This is a genomic window from Blastococcus sp. SYSU DS0616, assembly GCF_054051015.1.
This window is the reverse complement of the sequence record NZ_JBJHAJ010000001.1, coordinates 1-20,637: the sequence shown is the minus strand read 5'-3', so window position 1 is coordinate 20,637 and position 20,637 is coordinate 1. Positions and strand designations below refer to the sequence as shown.

The following is a 20,637-nucleotide window of genomic DNA, read 5'->3' as shown; positions in this document are numbered from 1 at the left end:
GGTCCTCAGAGCAGCTCGGGCCGCCGCCACTGCTCGCCACGCACGTGCTCGGCCAGGAAGGCGAGCACGGTCTCGTACCAGAGGCGGCTGTTCCCCGGCGTCAGCACCCAGTGGTTCTCGTCGGGGAAGTAGAGGAACTTCGAGGGGACGCCGCGCTTCTGCAGGCCGTACCAGAGCGCCAGTGCCTCACCGATCGGCACCCGGTAGTCCTTGTCGCCGTGGATGACCAGCATCGGGGTGCGGATCTGGTCCACGTAGCGGTGCGGGGAGTTCTGCTCGTACCGCCGCGGTTCGGTGAACGGGTCACCCCACTCCTTCTCCCAGTAGTACGCGGCGTCGGTGGTGCCGGTGAACTGCTCGAGGTTCCACAGGCTGGCGTGGGTGACGATCGCCCGGAACCGGTCGGTCCGGGTGGCGATCCAGTTGGCCATGTAGCCGCCGAAGGAGCCGCCCATCGCCGCCGTCCGTGCGGCGTCGACGTCGGGTCGCTGCTCCGCGGCGTCCACCGCCGCCATCAGGTCGGTGTAGGGGGTGTCGCCCCACTCGCCCCAGCCCCGGCGCACGAAATCCTGGCCGAAGCCCTGGGACAGCGCCGGGTTGGGCAGGAGGACCGCGTAGCCCTGGGCCGCCAGCACCCACGGGCACCAGCGCCAGGACCACGAGTTCCAGCTCATCAGCGGGCCGCCGTGGATCCACAGCACCAGCGGGGCCGGTGCCTCCGCCGAGGCCCCGTCGGGTAGCACCAGCCACGACTGCACGCGGGTGCCGTCGGCCGCGGTCGCCTCCACCTCGTGCAGGCTGCCGGGCAGCCGGTCGATCGCCGCCGGGCTCGGCAGCGGCTCCGGGTCCTGCATCGGGGCCGTCGGGTCCAGGCGGACCGGCAGCGGCGGCGAGTAGTACGCGGACCGCAGGGCGTACAGCGCGCTGCCGTCCCGGGCGACCTGCAGGTGGCTGTAGGCGCCGTCGGCGGTGAGCCGCACCGGCTCCCCGCCGTCGACGGGTACGCAGAAGATCGCGTGCCGGCCGTCCTCGTCGGCGAGGAAGTGGACGGCGGTGCCGTCGGCGGCGAACTGCGGTGCGCTCGGCCAGCGGTCGAAGTCGGGGGTCAGCTCCCGGGCGGAGCCGTCGGCGACCTCGACCAGGAGCAACGTGTAGTCCGGCGGCTCGGCGTAGGAGGACATCGCCTCCCGTACGCAGACCAGGCGGGCGCCGTCCGGGGAGAAGGCCGCGGAGTGGACGTCGGCCAGCGGGTCGTCCACCAGCACCCGCGTGTCGCCGGAGCCGGTGTCGGTGAGCACCAGCCGGGTGCGCCGGCCGGCCGGCCCGTCGGGCACCTCCTCGGCCCGGGCCAGCAGGCGGCCGTCGGGGGAGAGCGCGATGTCGTCGCCCGACCCGTTGGGCGGGGACGCGTCCGGGGTCAGGTCGCGCAGCTCCACCGGCGGGTTGCCGGCCGGCTGCTCCTCGGTCGGGAGCTGCCCGGCCCAGAACAGGTGCGGAGCCGCCGGTCCGAGGTCGTGGTCCCAGTACCGCACCGGGTACGCCTCGTGCAGGATCGCCGAGACCCCGGCCTCGCTCCGGGCCTTGCGCCGCTCCTCGTCGGCGTCCGGGTCGGAGCCGCCGGGCATGGTGGCGGAGACGACCACGACGTCCCCGCTGCCGGCGGCGACGACGAAGGAGCCGATGCCCCCCGGGCGTCCCAGCACCGGCCGGGCCTCGCCTCCCTCGGCGGGGAGGCGCCACAGCGACGGCTTCGGCTCGGCCGCCGGCTCCGCGCCGGGGTCGGGCCGGGCCGAGGTGAACAGCAGCGAGCCGTCCGGCGCCCAGGCGGGGGCGGATTCGCCCGGCGCGCTGCGGGTGAGCCGCCGGGCGGGCCGCGCACCCCGCGGGTCGAGCTCCCACACCGCCGACTGCCACTTCTTGCCCTCGCGGTCCAGCGTCTGCAGCGAGACCGCCAGCCGGGTCCCGTCCGGAGAGAGCGCCAGGGCGCCGATCCGCGGCAACGCGGTGAAATCGGCCAGCCGGTGGAACGGCGTGGGTGCCGGCTCGGGGGAGGTGTCTGCGGGTGCCGGAGCGGACGAGCTCACCAGGGCCTTCTCTCGCACGGCAGCGGGGGACCGCCTCACCGTAGTGAGCCGGGCAGCGCCCCGCTGTGCGTCAGCGCACGTCCCAGGCCTGGAGGAACTCCTCCGGGCCCAGCGTCGCCAGCTCCGTGTCCACCGCCCGCAGCATGTCCCCGGCCGCGAAAGGGTCACCGGCCGGGAAGCGCAGCACCTCCCTGCCGTCGTCCCGTCGGGTCACCACGACGTCATGCACCGACGGCGCGGGCAGCAGGCCCCACAGGAGCCCGGAGGCGAACGCCCCGGCCACCCGCAGGCGGTGCAGCAGCGCCCCGCCGGGCCGGGGCAGCAGCCGCGCGAGGAACACCTCGGCGGCCCGGGGAGCCGTCGCCGCGTGCTCGTCCACGCCCACCTCCTGCATCCGGTCGGCTCAGAGGCGCGGCGCGGCCTCGAGCGGGGTCAGCTCCTCGTCGACGGCGCTCACGAACATGTGCTGGGCGACACCGGCGGGCAGCACGTACCCGTCCAGGCTCACCGATCCGTCGACCAGCTGGGCCGTCATCGTGACGCCCGGGCGCACCCCGTGGTCGGCCAGCGCACGCAGCAGCTCGGCGTTCTCCTGCAGCTGCTCGCTGATCCGGCGGATCACCACCGGCCGGCCCTCTGCCGAGGCGGTGGTCGACAGCAGCGTCAGGGAGTCGAGGACCGCGGAGGTCTCACCGCCCAGCGGTTCGTCGCCGCGCAGGGCCTCCAGCCCGGGGATCGGGTTGCCGAACGGCGACACGGTGGGGTTGCCGAGCAGGGACAGCAGACGGCGCTCGACCGCCTCGCTCATCACGTGCTCCCAGCGGCAGGCCTCCTCGTGGACGTCGGCGTAGTCCAGGCCGATCACGTCCACGAGCAGGCACTCCGCGAGCCGGTGCTTGCGCATGACCGCGGTGGCCAGCTGGCGGCCCTCCTCGGAGAGCTGCAGGTGCCGGTCGCCCTCGACGGTCAGGAGGCCGTCGCGCTCCATCCGGGCGACCGTCTGGCTCACCGTCGGACCGCTCTGGTGCAGGCGCTCGGCGATGCGGGCCCGGAGCGGGACGATGCCCTCTTCCTCCAGCTCGAAGATCGTCCGGAGGTACATCTCGGTCGTGTCGATGAGGTCGTTCACAGGTCTCCTCCGTGTCGGCGTCCAGTCTACGGGGCCGGAGGGCGGTCACCGGCCCCCCGGCGAGCGGTCTCGCCGAGGTACCGGTCACCACGGGACCCGGTAGCGTCGGCGACCGAGCCGCCGCGCCCGGGCGGGCGCGCCGGTGGGGAGGTGCCGTGAGCGACTCGGTCGCCGTCGTCTGGGACGACGCGCTGCTCGGCTACACGATGGGAGGCGACCACCCGCTGCACCCGGTGCGGCTGGACCTGACGATGCGGTTGGCCGACGGCCTCGGCCTGCTGTCCAGCGACCGGCTGCGGGTGCTCGCACCGGAACCGGCCGGCGAGGACCTGCTCACCCTGGTCCACGACCCGCTGTACCTGGAGGCGGTGCGCCAGGCGCCGGCCGATCCCGGCGTCGGCCACGGTCTGGGCACCCCGGACAACCCGATCTTCCCGGAGATGTACGAGGCCGCGGCGCTGATCACCGGGGGCAGCGTGCTCGCCGCCCAGCAGGTGCACAGCGGCGCCGCACAGCACGCGGTGAACATCTCCGGCGGCCTGCACCACGCGATGCGGGGGGCCGCCTCGGGTTTCTGCATCTTCAACGACGCCGCCATCGCCATCGCCTGGCTGCTGGGCCAGGGGTACGAGCGGATCGCCTACGTCGACCTCGACGTCCACCACGGTGACGGGGTCCAGGCCGCGTTCTACGAGGACCCCCGGGTGCTCACCGTGAGCATCCACCAGACGCCGCTGACGCTGTTCCCGGGCACCGGTTTCCCGGAGGAGACCGGCGACCCCGGCAAGGCCCTGGGCAGCGCCGTCAACCTCGCGCTGCCCAACGGCACGGACGACTCGTCCTGGCTGCGGGCGTTCACCGCCGTCGTGCCCAGCGTGCTCAAGGCCTTCGCGCCGCAGATCATCGTGACCCAGTGCGGGTGCGACGCCCACCACGAGGACCCGCTGGCCGACCTCGCGCTCACCGTCGACGGGCAGCGCGCCAGCTACAAGGCCATGCACGAACTGGCCCACGAGATCTGCGACGGGCGCTGGGTCGCCCTCGGTGGCGGTGGGTACGGCCTGGTGCGCTGCGTGCCCCGAGCGTGGACCCACCTGATCGCCGAGGCCGGTGGCGCGACGCTGGACCCGGCCACGGAGATCCCCGAGCCGTGGCGCGAGGACGTGCTGCGCCGCGGCCTGCGCGCCCGACCGCCCACGCACATGACCGAGGGCGGGTACACCGGCTTCTCCCGGTGGGACACCTTCACCGAGTCCCGGGTCGACCGGGCGATCATGCGCACCCGTCGTGCCAGCTTCCCCTACTTCGGCCTCGACCCGGACGACCCCCGTGACTGAACAAGGACCCCTCTCCCCCCCACCGCTCGCAGGCTCGCAGCGGGCCCCTGGGGAGGGGTCGCCCGACGAGCAGCAGCAGAACCCGACGCCGCCGCCGCACTGGGAGGCCGACATCGTCGCCGCCGACGGCGGCACGGTGCACCTGCGGCCGATCTGCCCCGAGGACGCCGCCGGCCTCAACGGGCTGATGGAGCGCAGCAGCGACCAGACCCGCTACTACCGGTTCTTCGGGCCGATGAAGCGGCTGTCCGAGCGCGACCTGCATCGGTTCACCCACGTCGACCACGACAACCGGGTCGCCTTCGTCGTGCTGCTGGGCGACCAGGTCGTCGCCGTCGGCCGCTACGACCGGTACCCCGGCACCGACGACGCCGAGGTGGCCTTCCTGGTCGAGGACGCCCACCAGGGGCGGGGGCTGGGCTCGGTGCTGCTCGAGCACCTCGCCGCCGCCGGCCGGGAGCGGGGCATCAAGCGCTTCGTCGCCGAGGTGCTGGCGCAGAACAGCAAGATGGTGCGGGTCTTCCGCGACGCCGGGTACAAGGCCGAGCGCTCGTACGAGGACGGCGTCGTCCACCTGACCTTCCCCATCGAGCAGACGGAGGACGCGCTCGCGGTCGCCTACGAGCGCGAGCAGCGCAGCGAGTCGCGGTCGATCGCCCGGCTGCTGACGCCGTCCTCGGTGGCCGTGGTCGGCGCCAGCAACGACGCCGGCAAGATCGGCAACGCGGTGCTCCGGCACCTGCTGGACTACGGGTTCGCCGGGCCGGTCTACCCGGTCAACCCCGGCGCCCGGCACGTGCGCGGCGTCCCGGCGTACGCCGACATCGAGTCCATCCCCGACGACCTCGACCTGGCGATCCTGGCCGTGCCCGCCGACGAGGTCGCCGGTGTGGTGGAGGCCTGCCGCCGGAAGCGGGTCCGCGGCCTGGTCGTGATCTCCGGCGGCTTCGGGGAGGCGGGGCCGGAGGGGCGTGAGGCCGAACGCCGGCTGGTCGCCGCGGCCCGCGCATCGGGCATGCGGGTGGTCGGGCCCAACTGCCTGGGCGTGGTCAACACCGACCCGGAGGTGCGGCTCAACGCCAGCCTCGCGCCGATGGTGCCCGGCCGTGGCCGGGTCGGGTTCTTCGCCCAGTCCGGCGCGCTCGGCGTCGCGCTGCTCGAGCGGGCGCGCAGCCGGGGCATCGGGCTGTCCACCTTCGTCTCCGCCGGCAACCGCGCCGACGTCAGCGGCAACGACCTGCTGCAGTACTGGTCCACCGACCCCGGCACCGAGGTGGTGCTGCTGCACCTGGAGAGCTTCGGGAACCCCCGCAAGTTCGCCCGGCTGGCCCGCACCGTCGGGCGCACCAAGCCGGTCGTCGCGGTGAAGAGCGGCCGGCACGTCGGGGTCACCCCGGGCCTCGCGGGCACGTCGGTGGCCGTGCCCGAGCAGTCGGTGGCGGCGCTGTTCGCCTCGGCGGGGGTGATCCGCGTGGAGACCGTCGCGCAGCTGTTCGACGTCGGCACGCTGCTGGCCCACCAGCCCGTGCCCGCCGGGACCCGGGTCGCGGTCGTGGGCAACTCGACCGCCATCGGGGTGCTCGTCGCCGACGCCGTCCTCGAGGAGGGGATGGAGCTGGCGCACGACGCGCCGGTGGACATCGGGGTCGCCGGCAGCCCCGAGGAGTTCCGGGCCGCGCTGCAGGCCGCCGTCGACGACGAGGGCGTCGACGCGGTGATCGCGGTGTTCCTGCCGCCGCTGATGGCCGGGTCGGCCGAGTACGGGCCGGCGCTGCGTGAGGTCTCGGCCGGGTCGGGCAAGCCGATCGTGGCCAGCTTCCTCTCCGCCGAGGGCATCCCGCCCGAGCTCGCGGTGCTCGACGAGCACGGGATGCCCGCCCGCGGCTCGGTGCCGTCGTACAGCACGCCCGAGCGGGCGGTCATCGCGCTGGCCAAGGTGGTGGAGTACGGCCGATGGCGCCGCCGCCCGGTCGGCGAGGTGCCCGACCTGCCCGACGTCGACGAGGCCGCCGCCCGCGGCCTGGTCCGCCGCGTCCTCGCCGAGGGCGCCGGCGGGCGCGAGCTGGTCGACCACGAGCTGATCGAGCTGCTCGGGGCCTACGGCGTCCCGGTCCTCGCGACGCGGACGGTGACCAGCGCGGAGGACGCCGTCGCCGCCGCGGACGAGATCGGCTACCCCGTCGTCCTGAAGTCCACAGCGCCGTGGTTGCGGCACCGGTCCGACCTCGGCGGGGTGCGCCTCGACCTCGTCGACGCCGACGCCGTCCGCGCCGGTTACGCCGCGATCCCGGCGGGCGATCCGGTGATCGTCCAGCAGATGGCCGCCCCCGGTGTCGCCACCGTGGTCGAGATCGTCGACGACCCGTCGTTCGGGGCGCTCGTCAGCTTCGGCGTCGGGGGCGTGGCCACCGACCTGCTCGGCGACCGGGCGTACCGAACGCTGCCGCTGACCGACCTGGACGCAGCCGAGCTCGTCCGCGCGCCGCGCGCCTGGCCCTTGCTCGACGGCTACCGGGGTGCGGAGCCGGTCGACGTGGAGGCGCTGGAAGACCTGCTGCTGCGGGTGGCCCGCCTCGCCGACGACCTGCCCGAGGTGCTGCACCTGCAGCTGGAGCCGGTCATCGTGGGTCCGAAGAACCCGTGGCACGGTGGCCGGTCGCTCGTGGTGGCCGGCGGCACCGCCCGCATCGGTCCGCCCACCGCCCGGGTCGACCCCGGGCCCAGGAGGATGCGCTCGCCGGTCTGAGACGCCGAGAGCCCGCCCCCGGAGTCGGGGACGGGCTCTCGTGCCCGGCAGTCACCTCGTCGAGGTGAGCCGCTCTGCGCGCAACGGCGTCCTGGCGCGGGGCCGGAGGCTCCCGGCAGGACGTCCGTGGACACGCTCAGCGCAGCCGGGGGACGGCTCGTGGCCGTGGTGTCGTCCGGAGGACGACAGTGTCATCGCTCAGGCGAGATAGTCGCGCAGGGCGTCGGCGCGCTGCGGGTCGCGCAGCTTGGCCATCGTCTCGCGCTCGATCTGGCGCACCCGCTCGCGGGAGAGACCGAACTGCTTGCCGATCTGCTCCAGCGTCCGGGGCTGGCCGCCGTCGAGGCCGAAGCGCAGCACGACGACGTCCCGCTCGCGGTCCTCCAGCGTGGAGAGCACGGTGCGCACATCGCCCTTCATCATCTGGAAGGCCACGGCATCCTCCGCGACGGCGGCGTCGGCGTCCTCGATGAAGTCACCCAGGCGGGACTCCTCGTCGGCGCCGACGGTCTGGTCGAGGCTGACCAGGTCGCGGCTGTACTCGAGCAGCTCGGTGATCCGCTCCTCGGGCAGGTCGAGCTCCAGCCCCAGCTCCTCGGCGGTGGGCTCGCGCTCCAGCTCCTGGTGCATGCGCCGGCGGGTCCGGACGACCTTGTTGACCTGCTCGGCCAGGTGGACGGGCAGCCGGATCGTGCGCCCGGAGTCGGCCATGGCGCGGGTGATCGCCTGCCGGATCCACCAGGTGGCGTAGGTGGAGAACTTGAAGCCCTTGGTGTAGTCGAACTTCTCGACGGCACGGATCAGGCCGACGTTGCCCTCCTGGATGAGGTCCAGGAACGTCATGCCGTGGCCGGTGTAGCGCTTGGCCACCGAGACGACGAGCCGGAGGTTGGCCTCCAGCAGGTGCGCCTTGGCCGCCTTGCCGTCGGTCGCCAGGATCTTGTAGTCGCGCTTGCGGGCCGGGGTGAGGCCCTCCTGCTCGGCGAGCAGGCGCTCGGCGTAGAGCCCGGCCTCGATCCGCTTGGCCAGCTCCACCTCCTGCTCCGCGGTGAGCAGAGCGGTCTTGCCGATCGTGTTGAGGTAGACGCGCACGAGGTCGGTGGAGACCAGGCCGCTGGTGTCGGGCTCCCGCCGGGGGGCGCGCACGTCCAGGGTGTCGGTGGGGGAGGACTGCAGCAGCGTCACGATGGGTCTTCGTCCTTGCCTTGGGTTCGGATGCACCTGCCGGGCGTCGTCGGGCGGCGGTGCGGTCCAGGCGTGGAGCGGGTCCACGGCTACGGGGTCACCGGCCGGTCCCGCTCTTCTCTGTCCGGTGTGGTACGCCCTGCACAACGGCCGCCACGGGGGTTCGTGTTCCGCTAACCCGCCGTTCACAGCAAACCGACAGGGAGTGTCTTCGGTCACCCCTCGGTACCCGGGGCCGCGGGGTCCCAGTCATGTCATTTGGCCCCGGGCGGTTCCGCAGGTCAGACCTCCAGGAGGAGGGTCATCGGCCCCTCGTTGACCGACGAGACCCGCATGCTGGCACCGAAGACCCCGGTGGCCACGGTCGCGCCGCGGCGGCGCAGTTCGGCCACGACCTCGTCGACGAGGGGTTCGGCGAGCTCGCCCGGGGCGGCGTCCTGCCAGGACGGGCGGCGGCCCTTGCGCGTGTCGGCGTAGAGCGTGAACTGGCTGACGACGAGGAGCGGCAGCCCGAGGTCGGACGCGGACACCGCGCCGTCAGGCCCCGGGAAGATGCGCAGCTCGTGGATCTTGCGCGCCATCGCGCGTGCCCGGTCCGCGTCGTCGTCCCGGCCCACTCCGACCAGTGACAGCAAGCCGGGGCCGATCTCGCCCACGACTCCGCCGTCCACAGTTACAGCCGCTGTACTCACCCGGCTCACCACCGCTCGCACCTCGGCATTCTCCCGCGCCCCGGCCGACGACGGGCGGGGACCTGCGGACCCGCATGGAGGGCGGGGCCGGCGCACAGCCCCGCCACAGCCGCGGCGCCGATGGTGCTGCCGGATCGGTCGCGGCACACCGACCGGGAGAAGCTGATCATGGCCACGACGACGGCCGGTGCCGACCCTGGGCGGCGCGCCGCCGTCGTCGTCACCTCCCGGTCGAGGTGAAGGGGAGCACCGAGGCGCCGTCGCCCATCTTGCCCGCGCCGACCACGGCGAGCGTGCCATCGGCCTGCAGGATCACCGCCGCGACGTCGTCCAGTGAACCGAACCCCTTCTCCCGCGCCGCCGAGTGCAGGTCCGCCTCGATCATGCGGTGCCGGCGCAGCGCGCGGTCCACCGGCTGCCCGTCGTGGAACAGCAGCGTCGGGCCGGGGTCCACCAGCCGCCTGAGGGCAGACCACCGCGCCCGCCCCGCGGCGAACAGCCACTGCAGCGCGACGAGGAGCGCGAACGTCACGAACGCCTCCGACAACGGCACCTCGGAGGCGGTGAGCACCCGGCCGAACGCCGAGCCGAGCGTCACGGTGATGACGAAGTCGAACGGCGTCATCTTGGCCATGTTGCGGGGGCCGGTGCCGCGCAGCAGCAGCACCAGCCAGATGTAGCCGAGGGTGCCGACCAGGAGGATGCGCAGGATCGGGTCCCAGCCGTCCCAGAGGAACTGGGTCTGGTTCACGCGGGTGACCTCCGGAGGTGTCAGGGCGCCACTGTCGACGCCGATGACCACCTCAACGGGAGGGCCTCGATCGCGCCAGCCGGGAACGGTGGGACCGGGCGGGCAGCTCCGTCGCACGACGCCTTCGCGGCGCACCGGTCGACGACCACATCGCGCCAGGGTGTCGGCGGTAACTTCGTCCTGGTGCGCCCACCAGTGAACGCGAGTTCTGCCCCACCCGAGCGGCCGTCGCGCCTGCCTCCCGCCCCCGGTCACGTCCTCCGCGGCGTGGCCATGGGCGCCGCGGAGGTCGTGCCGGGGGTCAGCGGGGGAACGGTCGCCCTCGTCGTGGGGGTCTACGAGCGGCTCATCGACGGTGCCGGGCACGTCGTGACCGCGTTGCGGCTGGCCGTGACGGGCCAGTGGGCGCGAGCCCGGGAGCAGGTGGGCCGAGCGGAGTGGTCGACCATCGTCCCGGTGCTCGTCGGCATGCTCTTCGCCGTCCTCGCCGCCGCCCGCCTCCTGGAGCCGGTGATCACCGACCACCCCGTGGGCGCCCGCGCGGTCTTCTTCGGGATGGTGCTGTTCTCGATCATCGTGCCGGCCCGGATGGTGGGGCGCTGGTCCTCGCGCGACGTCGCCGCAGCGGTGCTGGCCGCCGTCGCGGCGTTCGTGCTCACCGGCCTGCCGCCCGCAGGTGACGTGGACCCACCCCTGGCGGTGGTCGTCGTCGCCGCGGCGGTGGCGATCTGCGCGCTGGTGCTGCCCGGGCTGTCAGGTTCCTTCCTCCTGCTGACACTGGGCCTCTACCAGCCCACCCTGGCCGCGGTGAACGACCGCGATCTCGCCTACGTGGGCGCCTTCGCCCTGGGCGCGGCGCTCGGGCTGGGGATGTTCGTGAAGGCCCTGCAGGCAGCCCTCCACCGGCACCGCGCCCTGACCCTGGCGATCATGAGCGGCCTCATGGTGGGGTGCCTGCGCGCGCTGTGGCCGTGGCAGGACGAGGAGCGGACCCTGCTGGCACCGGACGACGGTGGGCTGCCGATGTTCGCCCTCGCCATCGGCGCCGGCCTCGTGGTCACCGCCTTCGTGGCCATCCAGGCCTACGTCGAACGGCGGGCCGCGCCCGAGGGCGCGCGGCCGCACAGCCACCCCCGCTGAGGACCGTCTCGCGGGCATCCCCGAGCCGACCAGTGCCAGGTGTGCCCGTCCGCGCCGGCTGGTCGGAGGCGGCCAGGCGCCTCCGCGTCAGTCCCAGCGGAAGAGCGCAGCGGCGAGGACTACGCCTACGACCGTCGTCGCGCCCAGGCTCAGCAGATGGAGGGGGTCGACCGCGACGCCGGCCCAGGCCGAGGACAGGGCTTGCACGGCTGCTCCGAAGGGGAGCCGTTCGCCGAGGAGGGCGAGGGCGTCCGGCAGGGAGTCGCGGCCGCCGAACAGCCCCCCGAGGGCGCCGAGGGCGAAGAAGGTGACGAGTCCGATCGCGACCGCGGAGTTGGGTGTCGGCGCCGTCGCCGCGACGATCATGCCGACGGCGTACATCGCGGCCATCGCCAGCAGGAGCACGCCCGTGGCAACGCCGAGACGCACCGGGAGGTTGGCGTCGAGCACGCCCACCGCGAGTGCGAGCGCGAGTGCGATGCCGATGAGTGCCTGGAACACGCCCACGGCGACCTGTGCGGCGAGCACCATGACCGGCGAAGCCGGGGTGACCGCGAGGCGCCGCAGGATCCCGGTGCGACGGTAGTAGGCCAGGAAGCTCGGCAGGTTGATGATCCCGATGGTCGCGACGACGATCGTGAACACCAGTGGCAGGACGAAGACGTCGAAGACGGTGCGCCCGTTGGTCACGACCTCGTCGCCGGCCGCCGAGGCGTTCATCACCAGGATCAGCAGCGGCACGACGATCGGCACGACGAGGCCGGAGGTGTCGCGCGCGACCATCTTGGCCTCGCAGGTGATCAGGGTCAGCCACGACGTCAGGCCCGGGCGGTGACGCCGCATCGTCGCCTCGGTGCTCATCCGTCGTCCTCCAGTTCCTTGCCGGTCAGGGCGACGAACGCGTCGTCGAGGTCGTCGGCACCTGCCCGGGTCACCAGGCCGCCGGGTGTGTCGACGGCGATGATGCGGCCGCTCTCGAGGAGGGCCACGCGGTCGCAGAGGCGTTCGATCTCCTCCATCGCGTGGCTGACCAGCAGGATGGTGACGCCTTCGTCGCGGAGGCGCTCGATCGTCCGCCACATCGCCCGCTTGGCCCGCGGGTCGAGGCCCGTCGTGAGTTCGTCCAGGATCGCGACCTGCGGGCGACCGGCGAGCGCGAGGGCGACGGACAGTCGCTGCTGCTGGCCGCCGGAGAGTTTCTCGAAGCGCGCGTCGCGGTGCTCTCGCAGCCCGACCAGTTCCAGGAGCTCCTCGGCGGGCCGGGGGCGGGGGTAGAAGGTGCGGTAGAGCGCCAGCAGTTCGGCGACCGTCAGGGCGTGGTGCAAGTGGGCCTGCTGCAGCTGGACGCCCAGGACCTGGCGCACCTGGGCCCGGTCGCGGTGCGGGTCGAGGCCGAGGACACTCACCCGTCCGCGGTCGGGCCTGCGCAACCCGGCGATCATCTCCACCAGGGTCGTCTTGCCCGCGCCGTTGATCCCGAGGACGCCGAACACCTCGCCCCGGTCGACCCGCAAGGTGACACCGCCGACGACCACTCTGTCGCCGTAGTGCTTGTGCAGGTCCTCGGCATCGATCACCGGAGCTGCAGTTCCCATGGCTGCGACGCTAGGTGCGGCCTGCGCCCGGTCGCCTGTGCCGATGGTGAGGAGCTGTGACCATGACTTCCGGCACCTGGCCGGCTCTCGAGCGGCCCCTAGGCTCCTCGTATGCGACGACTCGGACCCGAGGAGTGGTCGGGCCTCGCCATGCTCGTCGTGACCGTCGTGGTCGTCGGGCCGGTGCTGTTCGGAGTCGCCGAGACATCGATCCCCCGTGGCTGGTGGATCGTGCTGTTCGCCGGGTTCATCGTCACGCTGCTGTCCGCCGTGGCCATCGAGCGACCGGCTGCGCTCAGGTACGGGGCTCTCACCACGGCCGTCGTCCTCTCCTGGTCGGTCGTCCTGGCCGCCCCCCACGTGGGGCTGCTGCCGGTCCTCCTCGTGGTGACCGCGGCCGTGAGCGTCCACGTCGCGCCGCTGGGTGCCGGCATCCTCCTGGTCGGGCTCAACACCGCCGTTCTCGCCTACTCCACCGGTCGGGACGGTGCCTCCCCCGAGGTGCTCGTCGTCTCGGGCTTCTACCTGCTGATCCAGTTGGCCGCTGTCCTGAGCTCGGTGGCCATGATCCGCGAGCAGCGGATGCGGCGGGAGCTGACCGAGGCGCACATCGACCTGCAGGCTGCCGCCGTCCTGCTGTCGGACTCGGCGCGCACGGCCGAACGGGTGCGGATCTCCCGCGAGCTGCACGACCTGATCGGGCACCAGCTCACCATCCTCAGCCTGGAGCTGGAGGCGGCACGCCACCGGCCAGGTGAGCAGGCACGCGAGCACGTCGACCGAGCGGGCCGGGTCGCGCGGGACCTGCTGGCGGACGTCCGGAGCACCGTGGGCCGGCTGCGGACCGAGTCGCCGGATCTCGCCGAGGCGCTTCGTCAGGTGGCCCGGGACATCCCGGGGCTCGACGTCTCCGTCGCTGTCGACCGCGATGTACGCGCCGGCGAGGAGGAGACCGCCGCGTTCGTCCGTGCCGTGCAGGAGATCCTGACCAACACGATCAAGCACGCCGGTGCCCGCACCCTCCGGATCGAGGTGCGTGCCGAGGGCTCCCGAGCCGTCCTGACCGCTGTCGACGACGGACGCGGTGCGCGGGAACCGACGCCCGGCAACGGGCTGCGTGGGATCGCCGAGCGGTTCGAGGCGCTGGGCGGTGACGTGACCTTCGACGGGAGCGAGGGCTTTCGCGTCACCGCCCGGGCGCCGGTGACGTGACGCGGGTCGTGGTGGTGGACGACCAGACCCTCGTCCGCCAGGGCATCCGCACACTGCTGGAGCTCTCCGAGGTGGCGGTGGTCGGCGAGGCAGACGACGGGCAGTCGGCACTGGAGGTCATCGCGGCCACGGCGCCAGACGTCGTCCTCCTCGACCTGCGCATGCCTCGCCACGACGGCATCTGGACGCTGGAGCAGCTGCACCAGCGCGGTATCGAGATCCCTGTGCTCGTCCTGACGACCTTCGACGACGACACGCTGGTGCTCGGAGCCCTCCGAGCCGGGGCGCGGGGCTACCTGCTCAAGGACGTGACCCTGGAGCAGTTGACCGATGCGGTGCGCACCCTGGCCGAGGGTGGCACGCTCATCTCCCCATCGATCACCGATCGGCTGCTGCGGGCCGTCCGCTCCGGGGCCCCACCGGCTGACGCCGGTGCCCCGGCGGTCCAGGCGCTGACCACCCGCGAGCTGGAGGTCCTGCGGCTGATGGCCGAGGGCTGTACCAACCGGGAGATCGCGGGGGCGCTGTTCCTGGTGGAGGGCACGGTGAAGAACCACGTCTCGGCCATCCTGCTCAAGCTGGGCGCACGCGACCGGACGAATGCAGTCCTTCGTGCCCTGCACGAAGGACTGCTCACGTGATCGTCGTAACCGCAGAACGGGGCGGGGCCGAGGTGGCCGGGAGGGACAGGCGTGTGATTCGCACGGGCGTGTGCGGGCCGTGGCCGAGCGAGTTCCAGCACGGTGCCCGCCTGCGCTGCACCCGGCCGGCGCAGGAGCGTGGGGGCGCATCTCCGTAGCGGGGCTGCCGCGGACGCTCCCCGGAGGCATGGGTCGGCGCGTCTGGGTATGGCGGGCAGTCGCAGCGGTCCGGGCCTACCGGAGCACGCCGCTACCGGAACTGCGAGGGGGATGTCGTGCCGACGGACAGGGACACGGAGAGCGTGGGCAGCACGGTCGTCCGGGGAATGCGCAGCACGGTCGGGCGGGAGAGCACCACCTTCGGCTTCTCCATCCTCGCCACCGTCACCTTCGGGGTCTGCCAGGTGACGCAGGGGCCGCCCGACCTGCCGCGCATCTTCCTCTACGCGGCGGGCGCGGTCATGTCCTTCACCCTCCTCGAGGGCCTCCTCTCGGCCGGCTTCCGGCGGCCGATGCCCCAGCACCCCACCCAGACCCTGGCGCTCGGCACCAGTCTCAACATCCTGTCCGTGCTCGTCGGCCTGGGCGCCGCGGCGTTGCTGAGCGCCTTCTTCTCGCACGTCGCCGTCTGGGCGCTGGCGCCGTTCCTCGGCGGGGTGGTCTACCTGCTCACCGAGAGCCTGGAAGCAGCGTTCGCCGAGCGGCTCCTCGTCTCCTCCGGTGACGAGGACGCCCGCGAGGTCTCGGACTAGCCTCCGCCGCCGGTCCACCCGTGCAGACCGTCCCGGGAGTCGCGGGACGCCCTCTCCGGTCGCATCCTGCGCACGGCCCCGGGCTAGGGACGGCGGAACCGCGTTGCCTCGTCGCCTCGTCCGCGACATGTCACCCCGGTCACGACCCTGCCGCCGGACGACCCCGATGGAGCGGCGATCGAGACGAGCCCTTCTTCCTCCTGCCCTTCGTGCACCTCGCCGGCCTGGTCCTGGGTTTGCACCGCCACGTGCAGTCGATCATCGAGTGGCCCGATCCGCCGTGGGTCCTGATCGTCGCGGGCCTCGGGGCGCTCTGGGCCGGCGGCGAGGTGCTGCTGCGGCGCACGCACAGGGCCGCGGAGGACCTGGTCGACGAGGTCGCGCCCTGAGCCCCTAGTCCCAGGGCCAGTCCTCCTGCGCCCGCAGCACGCCCTGCACGAATCCCCACGCGGTCACCAGATCGCTGAGGAGGGCGCCGAGGTCGGCGTCCGTGGCCAGGTCGACGTGCTCGAAGGAACGAACAGCCGCCACCTCCGCCTCGGGGAAGGCCCGCTGGAGGCGCACGAGTTCCGCGACCGGTACGGCCGGGTCGTCGAGGGCGTGTGCGGCCAGCACGTCGGCCTCGACGTCGTCGGCGACGTCGACGGGGGAGAACGTCTCCACGAGGGCGTCCCCGGGCGGCGGGAGGCTCCGGGCGAGGTCGGCCACCAGCATCGGGTCGTCGGTGGTCGCCATGCGGTAGACGTGGCGCGCGGCGGCGGGCAGACCGCTCGGATCGCGCCGCTCGAGCGCGCGGCGCAGCGGCTCCCGTTGATCCTCGGGCACCAGCTGCGTCGCCGCGTCTTGGAGCACCGTGCGGACGACGGACTCGTCGGAGCCCTGCCACGGGTGCACCTCACTGTCCACGACAGAGACCCCGGTCACCGCCGCCTGGAGGACCCCGACCAGGTCGGCGTAGGCGCCGAAGGTCGCGACCAGGTCGATGCAGCCGGCCACGCGCTCGTCGGCGGCCGCGACCAGGGCGAGGGACCCGCCGTAGGAGAACCCGAGGAGCACCAGCTCATCGCCACCGCGGCAGAGCTCCGCGGCCACCTCCACCACCCGGTCGAGGTCGTCGACGTCCAGCACCTGCCCGTAGAGGCTCAGCTCGGGGACCACCACCTCCCGCCCCGCGGCGGCGAGCGACGAGGCCAGGGACACGACACGCTCGTCGTCCCGCCCGGCGGGGGCCGCACCGGGCACCACGAGGACCGGCGGCGCGACAGCAGCGGGCGAGTAGCGGTCGACGACCACGTCCCCCAACTGCTGCTCGCTGCGCTCGACCGGTGGCGCCCACGGCCGGGGGAGCGGCCCGTCGAGCGCGCTGTCGAGCACGAACACGGCCTTCGCGGTCGCGCGCAGTGCCGGGTGGCACACCAGCCCCGCGACGGCGAGCACGGTCGTGACCAGCACCAGCGCCAGGGTGGCCCGGAGAGCTGGACGGCGCGGCATCTCCCGATCCTCTCGCGGTCCGCGACTCCCTGCGGAGCCCACCGGGGCGTCCCCTCGGGGTGGAGGGCACCGGGGGAGGCGCGGGTGCTGCGCGGCGGAGCCGGGCACGTGCGCTGCGGTTGCGGGTCGACGCTCGCAGAGCGGGTGCGTCCGGCTGGGCTCACTGGCCCGGGCGATCCTCGCCGGCTTCTCGACGACGCTGGCGGACGAGGGCGGCGAGGTGACCGACGACGAGGACGGCCATGCCGGCGGTCGTCCACCAGAGCTCCGCGACAGCCGCGGCTGCGCCCATGACGACGGCCGCAGCCATCAGCCACCAGCGTGCCGAGCTGTCCCACCGTGGCCACTGCATCTGCTCCAGGCTAGGGGCGGCGGCACCACGCCGTCACGGGGCCGGGCCCTGGGCGGCGTCTCGCTCCGGCGCACTGCGGTCGTGGAGGAGCGCGGTCGCCAGGAGGGCGTCCCGCTGACCCGTGGCTGGATTCGCGAGCGTGCCGACCCTCCGCATCGCCCGGGACGCCGCCGCCGACGAGCTGCTCGGCCGGGACGCCCTCGCCCTGCTGGCCGGGAGGCTGCTGGACCAGCACATGCGTCGACGAAGCAGCTGAAGAAGTCGACTGCAGTTCGCCCGCCGCGACGAGGAGGGCCGGTTCTGACCGCGGCTTCCCGCGGAGCGGCCGCGGCGCGAGAGTCCCTCGCTACCCGCGTGGCCCCTGGAAGGGCGGCAGCCGACGCGCCCGGTGACCCGTGACGGGGTGGAGTTCGCGCTCCGTGCCGTATGGGCGGGAGAGGCGCTGGCGACCTTGCGGCGGTAGCGCCGGGATCTTGGATCTGGCCGGTTCCTGGGGCGAGTCCGCGGAGCAGCCCCAGGAACCGTGATCCATGTCAGGCGACGAGCTTGGCGGTCACCTCGGCGAGGCGGCGGCCCTGGTAGCGGGCCGCGGCCAGCTCGGCCTGGTTGGCGGTCGCCGCCTGGCCGCCCGAGGCGTTGGAGACGCCGTAGGGGTTCCCGCCGGCCTCGAACAGCAGGGGGTCGGTGTAGCCGGGCGGCACGATGACCGCCCCGAAGTGGGAGAACACGTTGAACAGTGTCAGGATCGTCGACTCCTGGCCGCCGTGGACGTTCTGCGCGCTCGTGAAGGCGGTGGCGCCCTTGTTGGCCAGCTTCCCGGTGAACCAGAGCCCACCGAGGGTGTCGATGAACTGCTTCATCTGGGCTGCAGGGGTGCCGAATCGGGTCGGCGTGCCCAAGGCGTAGCCGTCGGCCCACTCGAGGTCCGCCGGCGTGGCCACCTCGACCTGATCGGCGGTGGTGTCCACGTGGGCGCGCCAGAGCGGGTTGGAGTCGATGGCCTCCTCGGGAGCCAGCTCGGGGACTCGACGCAGGCGAACCTCGGCCCCGGCTTCGCGGGCGCCGTCAGCAACAGCGGCGGCGAGCTGGTGGACGTTCCCGGTCGACGAGTAGTAGACGACAGCGATGTTGGGCACGGGTCTCCCTGTAGCGCGTTGGTTCGGACATGACGGGCAGCAGTCGGCGTATCTCATTGAATGCTCAACTACTGTTGCGACGCTACCGCGCGCCGGCTCGTTATGCATGTCGGGAAGTGGCGCCCGGCGCCCAGGATGCGGACGGCGTGGTGGTGACCGGGGTAGAGCGAAGCCGGAAGTCAGCGCTCGTTCACAAAACCTGGAACGAGCTCTCTGGCAGGCACATCGTCCACCGGCGGAACCATACGGCCCGCGGTGCTCGGTGGTGATTGCCACGGGATCGCTCTACGGCACCATCTCGGGTGTGCCGACCCTCTGCATCGCCCAGGACGACGCCGCCGACGAGCTGCTGAGCCGCGACCCGCTCGCGCTGCTGATCGGGATGCTGCTGGCAGCACATGCGTCGACGAAGCAGTGACCGTTCCCGAAGTGGCTCGTGAACCGGTCGGCGGTGCCGGTGGACCGGCCGATCGTGCACCGGTCACGAGGTGGGGCATCGTGAACGGTGGGTCTTCGGCCAGAAGGTGTAGGGCAGCGGCCAGGCCAGCGCCCAGATGATGACGCCGGCGGTGAGCCCGTTGATCCAGCCGGCCAGGTGCGCCGTGCGCGCGGCATCGTCGGCGGAGAGGACGGCCAGGCCGAGCAGGCTGCAGGCGACCGCCCACCCGGCGAGCGCGCGGGCCCACAGCTTCCACTCGTGGCGAGCGCGTGCCTGCCCGTACTCCGGGGGGCGCGCGGGTGGCGGGCCGCCTGCGAAGCCGTGGGCGAAGCGCTGATCGGCCCACCGCAGGGTGAGCGGCCCGAACGCCACGGAGAAGCCGATGTAGACGGCGGCGAGCCCGTGCGCGGCGCCGGCTGTGCTGCCCGAGCGGAGGTCGAGGAAGGAGGCGATGAGCAGGACCAGGTCGAGCACCGGGGCGCCGGCCAGCAGGACCGCGCTGGTGCGGCGCAGGCGCAGGAGGTAGCGGGTGACCAGGCCGGCGCCGAGCAGGCACCAGAAGCCGACCTCGCAGGCCACGATGAGGGCGATCAGCAACCCGCTCACCTGATGGGCTCCGCTCCAGCCGCCGTCCCGGTGGCAGCAGGGCCCGCGTCGGCCGGGCGTGGCGCACGGTGCATCAGCCAGGTGCGTGGACCACCGTCGGGCAGGTCGACGACGTCGGTCACCGTGAAACCGAGGCGCTGGTAGAAGCGCACGTTGCGCGCCGCGCTGGTCTCCAGGTGCACCGGCAGCCCGTATCGATCGGCGCGGGCGAGCCCCGGTGCGAGGGCGACGGCTCCCATGCCCCGCCCCTGGTGGCTCCTGTCCACGCCGACGCTGGCCAGCAGGAGATGTGCGCCGCCGGGCCGGTGCGGGCCGAGCACGGCGTCGGCTGCGGCGGCCGTGGCCGCGCGGTCACCGGCCAGGTCGGCGACCGTCGCCCCGATCTCACGCCACACCTGGTCGGGGATGGCGGTGCCGGGCAGCCAGACGGCGACCGTCGTCAGGCGCTCGGCGGTGTAGCCGAGATCGACGTGCCCGTAGGGCAGGGCGACGGCGGTGAGGTACAGCTCCTGCAGCGCGGTCAGCCGTCGGTCGTGGTCGTCGGCGGCGACGGTCCAGCGGGTCCAGGGGTAGTCGGTGAAGGCGTCAGCGAGGAGCGCGGCCGCGGCCGGGAGGTCGCCGGCCGTGGCGGGGCGTAGGTGGAGCCTCATCAGTTCTCCGGCTGGGGGCGGGCGGACGCGAGGTGGCGGTAGGCGGCGGGAGTCCAGGCGGCGAGCACCTTGGGCCGCAGGGTGGCGCCGAGGCGGCGGTAGAAGCGCTGGGCGTCGGCGTTGTCGACCTCCATGCCCCAGCGGATGAGCAGCTGTTCGGGCGCGGCAAGAGCGGCGAGGGCGGCCATGAGATGGCGGCCGACGCCGGCGTCGCGGTGGCCGGGGCGGACGTAGAGGTCGTCGAGGTTGAGCACGTCGCCGCCGGTCCACAGGTGCAGCTGGCGAAGGGCGGAGACGTAGCCGACGGCCTGTCCGGCGCGCTCGGCGAGCAGCACGATGACATCGGGGCGGTCGAGCATCCGGCGCCACTTCTCCACATCGACGTGCACGTGTGCGCTCTGGTCCTCGTGGGCGGCGATCTCGCCGGCCATCGCGGCGACGGCGGCGGCGTCGGCAGGTGCGGCCCGCCGGATCGCGACGTGTGGGGGCGCTGCGGCGGGGGCGCTGAGGTCGGCCGCGGGCGGGTGGGGCATGGTCGGCTCCTGGAGGTGGCGGGGACCGGTTGGAGGGGGACGGGCTGCGGTGGAGTGGTGGCGGGGGGGGGGGGGGGGGGGGGGGGGGGGGGGGGGGGGGGGGGGGGGGGGGGGGGGGGGGGGGGGGGGGGGGGGGGGGGGGGGGGGGGGGGGGGGGGGGGGGGGG

At 73.5% G+C, this 20,637-nt stretch carries 22 protein-coding genes; 8 read left to right on the top strand and 14 right to left on the bottom strand.

The features are described from left to right. Positions 1–5: 5 nt before the first annotated feature. The 3 genes from ACI79K_RS00110 to ACI79K_RS00100 all read right to left on the bottom strand — a co-directional run bounded on the left by ACI79K_RS00110 (position 6) and on the right by ACI79K_RS00100 (position 3,213). The gene (locus ACI79K_RS00110; protein ID WP_456598559.1) at positions 6–2,084 is read right to left on the bottom strand and encodes a S9 family peptidase; all 2,079 of its coding nucleotides are present in this window, start codon (positions 2,082–2,084) and stop codon (positions 6–8) included. Positions 2,085–2,154: 70 nt separating this feature from the next. Continuing rightward, positions 2,155–2,463, bottom strand: coding sequence for a hypothetical protein (locus ACI79K_RS00105; RefSeq protein ID WP_456590977.1), 309 nt, complete (start codon positions 2,461–2,463; stop codon positions 2,155–2,157). A gap of 24 nt (positions 2,464–2,487) precedes the next feature. Continuing rightward, positions 2,488–3,213, bottom strand: a complete 726-nt coding sequence (locus ACI79K_RS00100; protein ID WP_456590976.1) for a metal-dependent transcriptional regulator — start codon at positions 3,211–3,213, stop codon at positions 2,488–2,490. Between the two features lie 155 nt (positions 3,214–3,368). Between ACI79K_RS00100 and ACI79K_RS00095 the strand changes: the two genes are divergently transcribed. Both ACI79K_RS00095 and ACI79K_RS00090 read left to right on the top strand, forming a co-directional pair. Further along, the gene (locus tag ACI79K_RS00095; RefSeq protein WP_456590975.1) at positions 3,369–4,550 is read left to right on the top strand and encodes an acetoin utilization protein AcuC; all 1,182 of its coding nucleotides are present in this window, start codon (positions 3,369–3,371) and stop codon (positions 4,548–4,550) included. Next, a complete protein-coding gene (locus ACI79K_RS00090; RefSeq protein ID WP_456598558.1) occupies positions 4,543–7,296 on the top strand; it encodes a bifunctional acetate--CoA ligase family protein/GNAT family N-acetyltransferase in 2,754 nt (917 codons plus the stop codon). The genes ACI79K_RS00095 and ACI79K_RS00090 overlap by 8 nt, the downstream gene beginning before the upstream one ends. 198 nt (positions 7,297–7,494) lie before the next feature. On the opposite strand, the gene sigB is transcribed toward ACI79K_RS00090, so the two are convergent. From sigB to ACI79K_RS00075, 3 genes are all read right to left on the bottom strand, one after another. After that, positions 7,495–8,481, bottom strand: coding sequence for an RNA polymerase sigma factor SigB (gene sigB, locus ACI79K_RS00085; RefSeq protein ID WP_456596402.1), 987 nt, complete (start codon positions 8,479–8,481; stop codon positions 7,495–7,497). A 281-nt stretch (positions 8,482–8,762) separates the two neighbouring features. Continuing rightward, positions 8,763–9,182, bottom strand: coding sequence for a D-aminoacyl-tRNA deacylase (gene dtd / locus ACI79K_RS00080; protein ID WP_456590972.1), 420 nt, complete (start codon positions 9,180–9,182; stop codon positions 8,763–8,765). Positions 9,183–9,393: 211 nt separating this feature from the next. Then, positions 9,394–9,924 carry a DUF421 domain-containing protein gene (locus tag ACI79K_RS00075; RefSeq protein WP_456598557.1) on the bottom strand — a complete coding sequence of 177 codons (531 nt, stop codon included), beginning with the start codon at positions 9,922–9,924 and terminating at the stop codon, positions 9,394–9,396. Between the two features lie 273 nt (positions 9,925–10,197). Between ACI79K_RS00075 and ACI79K_RS00070 the strand changes: the two genes are divergently transcribed. After that, the gene (locus tag ACI79K_RS00070) at positions 10,198–11,064 is read left to right on the top strand and encodes a DUF368 domain-containing protein (RefSeq protein WP_456596503.1); all 867 of its coding nucleotides are present in this window, start codon (positions 10,198–10,200) and stop codon (positions 11,062–11,064) included. Positions 11,065–11,151: 87 nt separating this feature from the next. Here the strand turns inward: ACI79K_RS00070 and ACI79K_RS00065 are convergent, their stop codons facing one another. Then, positions 11,152–11,925 (bottom strand): ABC transporter permease, encoded by a 774-nt coding sequence (locus ACI79K_RS00065; protein ID WP_456598556.1) that lies wholly within the window; start codon positions 11,923–11,925, stop codon positions 11,152–11,154. After that, positions 11,922–12,659 carry an ABC transporter ATP-binding protein gene (locus tag ACI79K_RS00060; RefSeq protein WP_456590969.1) on the bottom strand — a complete coding sequence of 246 codons (738 nt, stop codon included), beginning with the start codon at positions 12,657–12,659 and terminating at the stop codon, positions 11,922–11,924. The genes ACI79K_RS00065 and ACI79K_RS00060 overlap by 4 nt, the downstream gene beginning before the upstream one ends. Positions 12,660–12,770: 111 nt before the next feature. Between ACI79K_RS00060 and ACI79K_RS00055 the strand changes: the two genes are divergently transcribed. The 4 genes from ACI79K_RS00055 (at position 12,771) to ACI79K_RS00040 (ending at position 15,653) form a co-directional block, all read left to right on the top strand. Beyond that, positions 12,771–13,871 carry a sensor histidine kinase gene (locus tag ACI79K_RS00055; RefSeq protein ID WP_456590968.1) on the top strand — a complete coding sequence of 367 codons (1,101 nt, stop codon included), beginning with the start codon at positions 12,771–12,773 and terminating at the stop codon, positions 13,869–13,871. After that, positions 13,868–14,512: a response regulator gene (locus ACI79K_RS00050; RefSeq protein ID WP_456590967.1), complete on the top strand. Its 645-nt coding sequence runs from the start codon at positions 13,868–13,870 to the stop codon at positions 14,510–14,512. Before ACI79K_RS00055 ends, ACI79K_RS00050 begins: the two co-directional genes overlap by 4 nt. A gap of 326 nt (positions 14,513–14,838) precedes the next feature. After that, on the top strand, positions 14,839–15,264 hold the full coding sequence (locus ACI79K_RS00045; protein ID WP_456590966.1) for a hypothetical protein: 426 nt from the start codon (positions 14,839–14,841) through the stop codon (positions 15,262–15,264). A 209-nt stretch (positions 15,265–15,473) separates the two neighbouring features. Then, the gene (locus ACI79K_RS00040; RefSeq protein WP_456590965.1) at positions 15,474–15,653 is read left to right on the top strand and encodes a hypothetical protein; all 180 of its coding nucleotides are present in this window, start codon (positions 15,474–15,476) and stop codon (positions 15,651–15,653) included. Positions 15,654–15,657: 4 nt separating this feature from the next. Here ACI79K_RS00040 and ACI79K_RS00035 read toward each other — a convergent pair whose 3' ends face one another. The 3 genes from ACI79K_RS00035 to wrbA form a co-directional block, all read right to left on the bottom strand. Next, entirely contained in the window at positions 15,658–16,755 is a 1,098-nt protein-coding gene (locus ACI79K_RS00035; RefSeq protein WP_456598555.1) for a hypothetical protein, read from the bottom strand. A 160-nt stretch (positions 16,756–16,915) separates the two neighbouring features. After that, a complete protein-coding gene (locus ACI79K_RS00030; protein ID WP_456590963.1) occupies positions 16,916–17,107 on the bottom strand; it encodes a hypothetical protein in 192 nt (63 codons plus the stop codon). A gap of 533 nt (positions 17,108–17,640) precedes the next feature. Beyond that, positions 17,641–18,243: an NAD(P)H:quinone oxidoreductase gene (gene wrbA, locus ACI79K_RS00025; RefSeq protein WP_456568071.1), complete on the bottom strand. Its 603-nt coding sequence runs from the start codon at positions 18,241–18,243 to the stop codon at positions 17,641–17,643. A 265-nt stretch (positions 18,244–18,508) separates the two neighbouring features. On the opposite strand from wrbA, the gene ACI79K_RS00020 reads away from it, so the two are divergent. Then, the gene (locus ACI79K_RS00020) at positions 18,509–18,661 is read left to right on the top strand and encodes a hypothetical protein (RefSeq protein ID WP_456598554.1); all 153 of its coding nucleotides are present in this window, start codon (positions 18,509–18,511) and stop codon (positions 18,659–18,661) included. A gap of 63 nt (positions 18,662–18,724) precedes the next feature. Here the strand turns inward: ACI79K_RS00020 and ACI79K_RS00015 are convergent, their stop codons facing one another. The 3 genes from ACI79K_RS00015 to ACI79K_RS00005 are packed head-to-tail and all read right to left on the bottom strand — an operon-like array spanning position 18,725 to position 20,471. Continuing rightward, positions 18,725–19,288: a hypothetical protein gene (locus tag ACI79K_RS00015; protein ID WP_456598553.1), complete on the bottom strand. Its 564-nt coding sequence runs from the start codon at positions 19,286–19,288 to the stop codon at positions 18,725–18,727. After that, positions 19,285–19,938: a GNAT family N-acetyltransferase gene (locus tag ACI79K_RS00010; RefSeq protein ID WP_456598552.1), complete on the bottom strand. Its 654-nt coding sequence runs from the start codon at positions 19,936–19,938 to the stop codon at positions 19,285–19,287. Before ACI79K_RS00010 ends, ACI79K_RS00015 begins: the two co-directional genes overlap by 4 nt. After that, positions 19,938–20,471, bottom strand: coding sequence for a GNAT family N-acetyltransferase (locus ACI79K_RS00005; RefSeq protein ID WP_456598551.1), 534 nt, complete (start codon positions 20,469–20,471; stop codon positions 19,938–19,940). Before ACI79K_RS00005 ends, ACI79K_RS00010 begins: the two co-directional genes overlap by 1 nt. Positions 20,472–20,637: the final 166 nt, after the last annotated feature.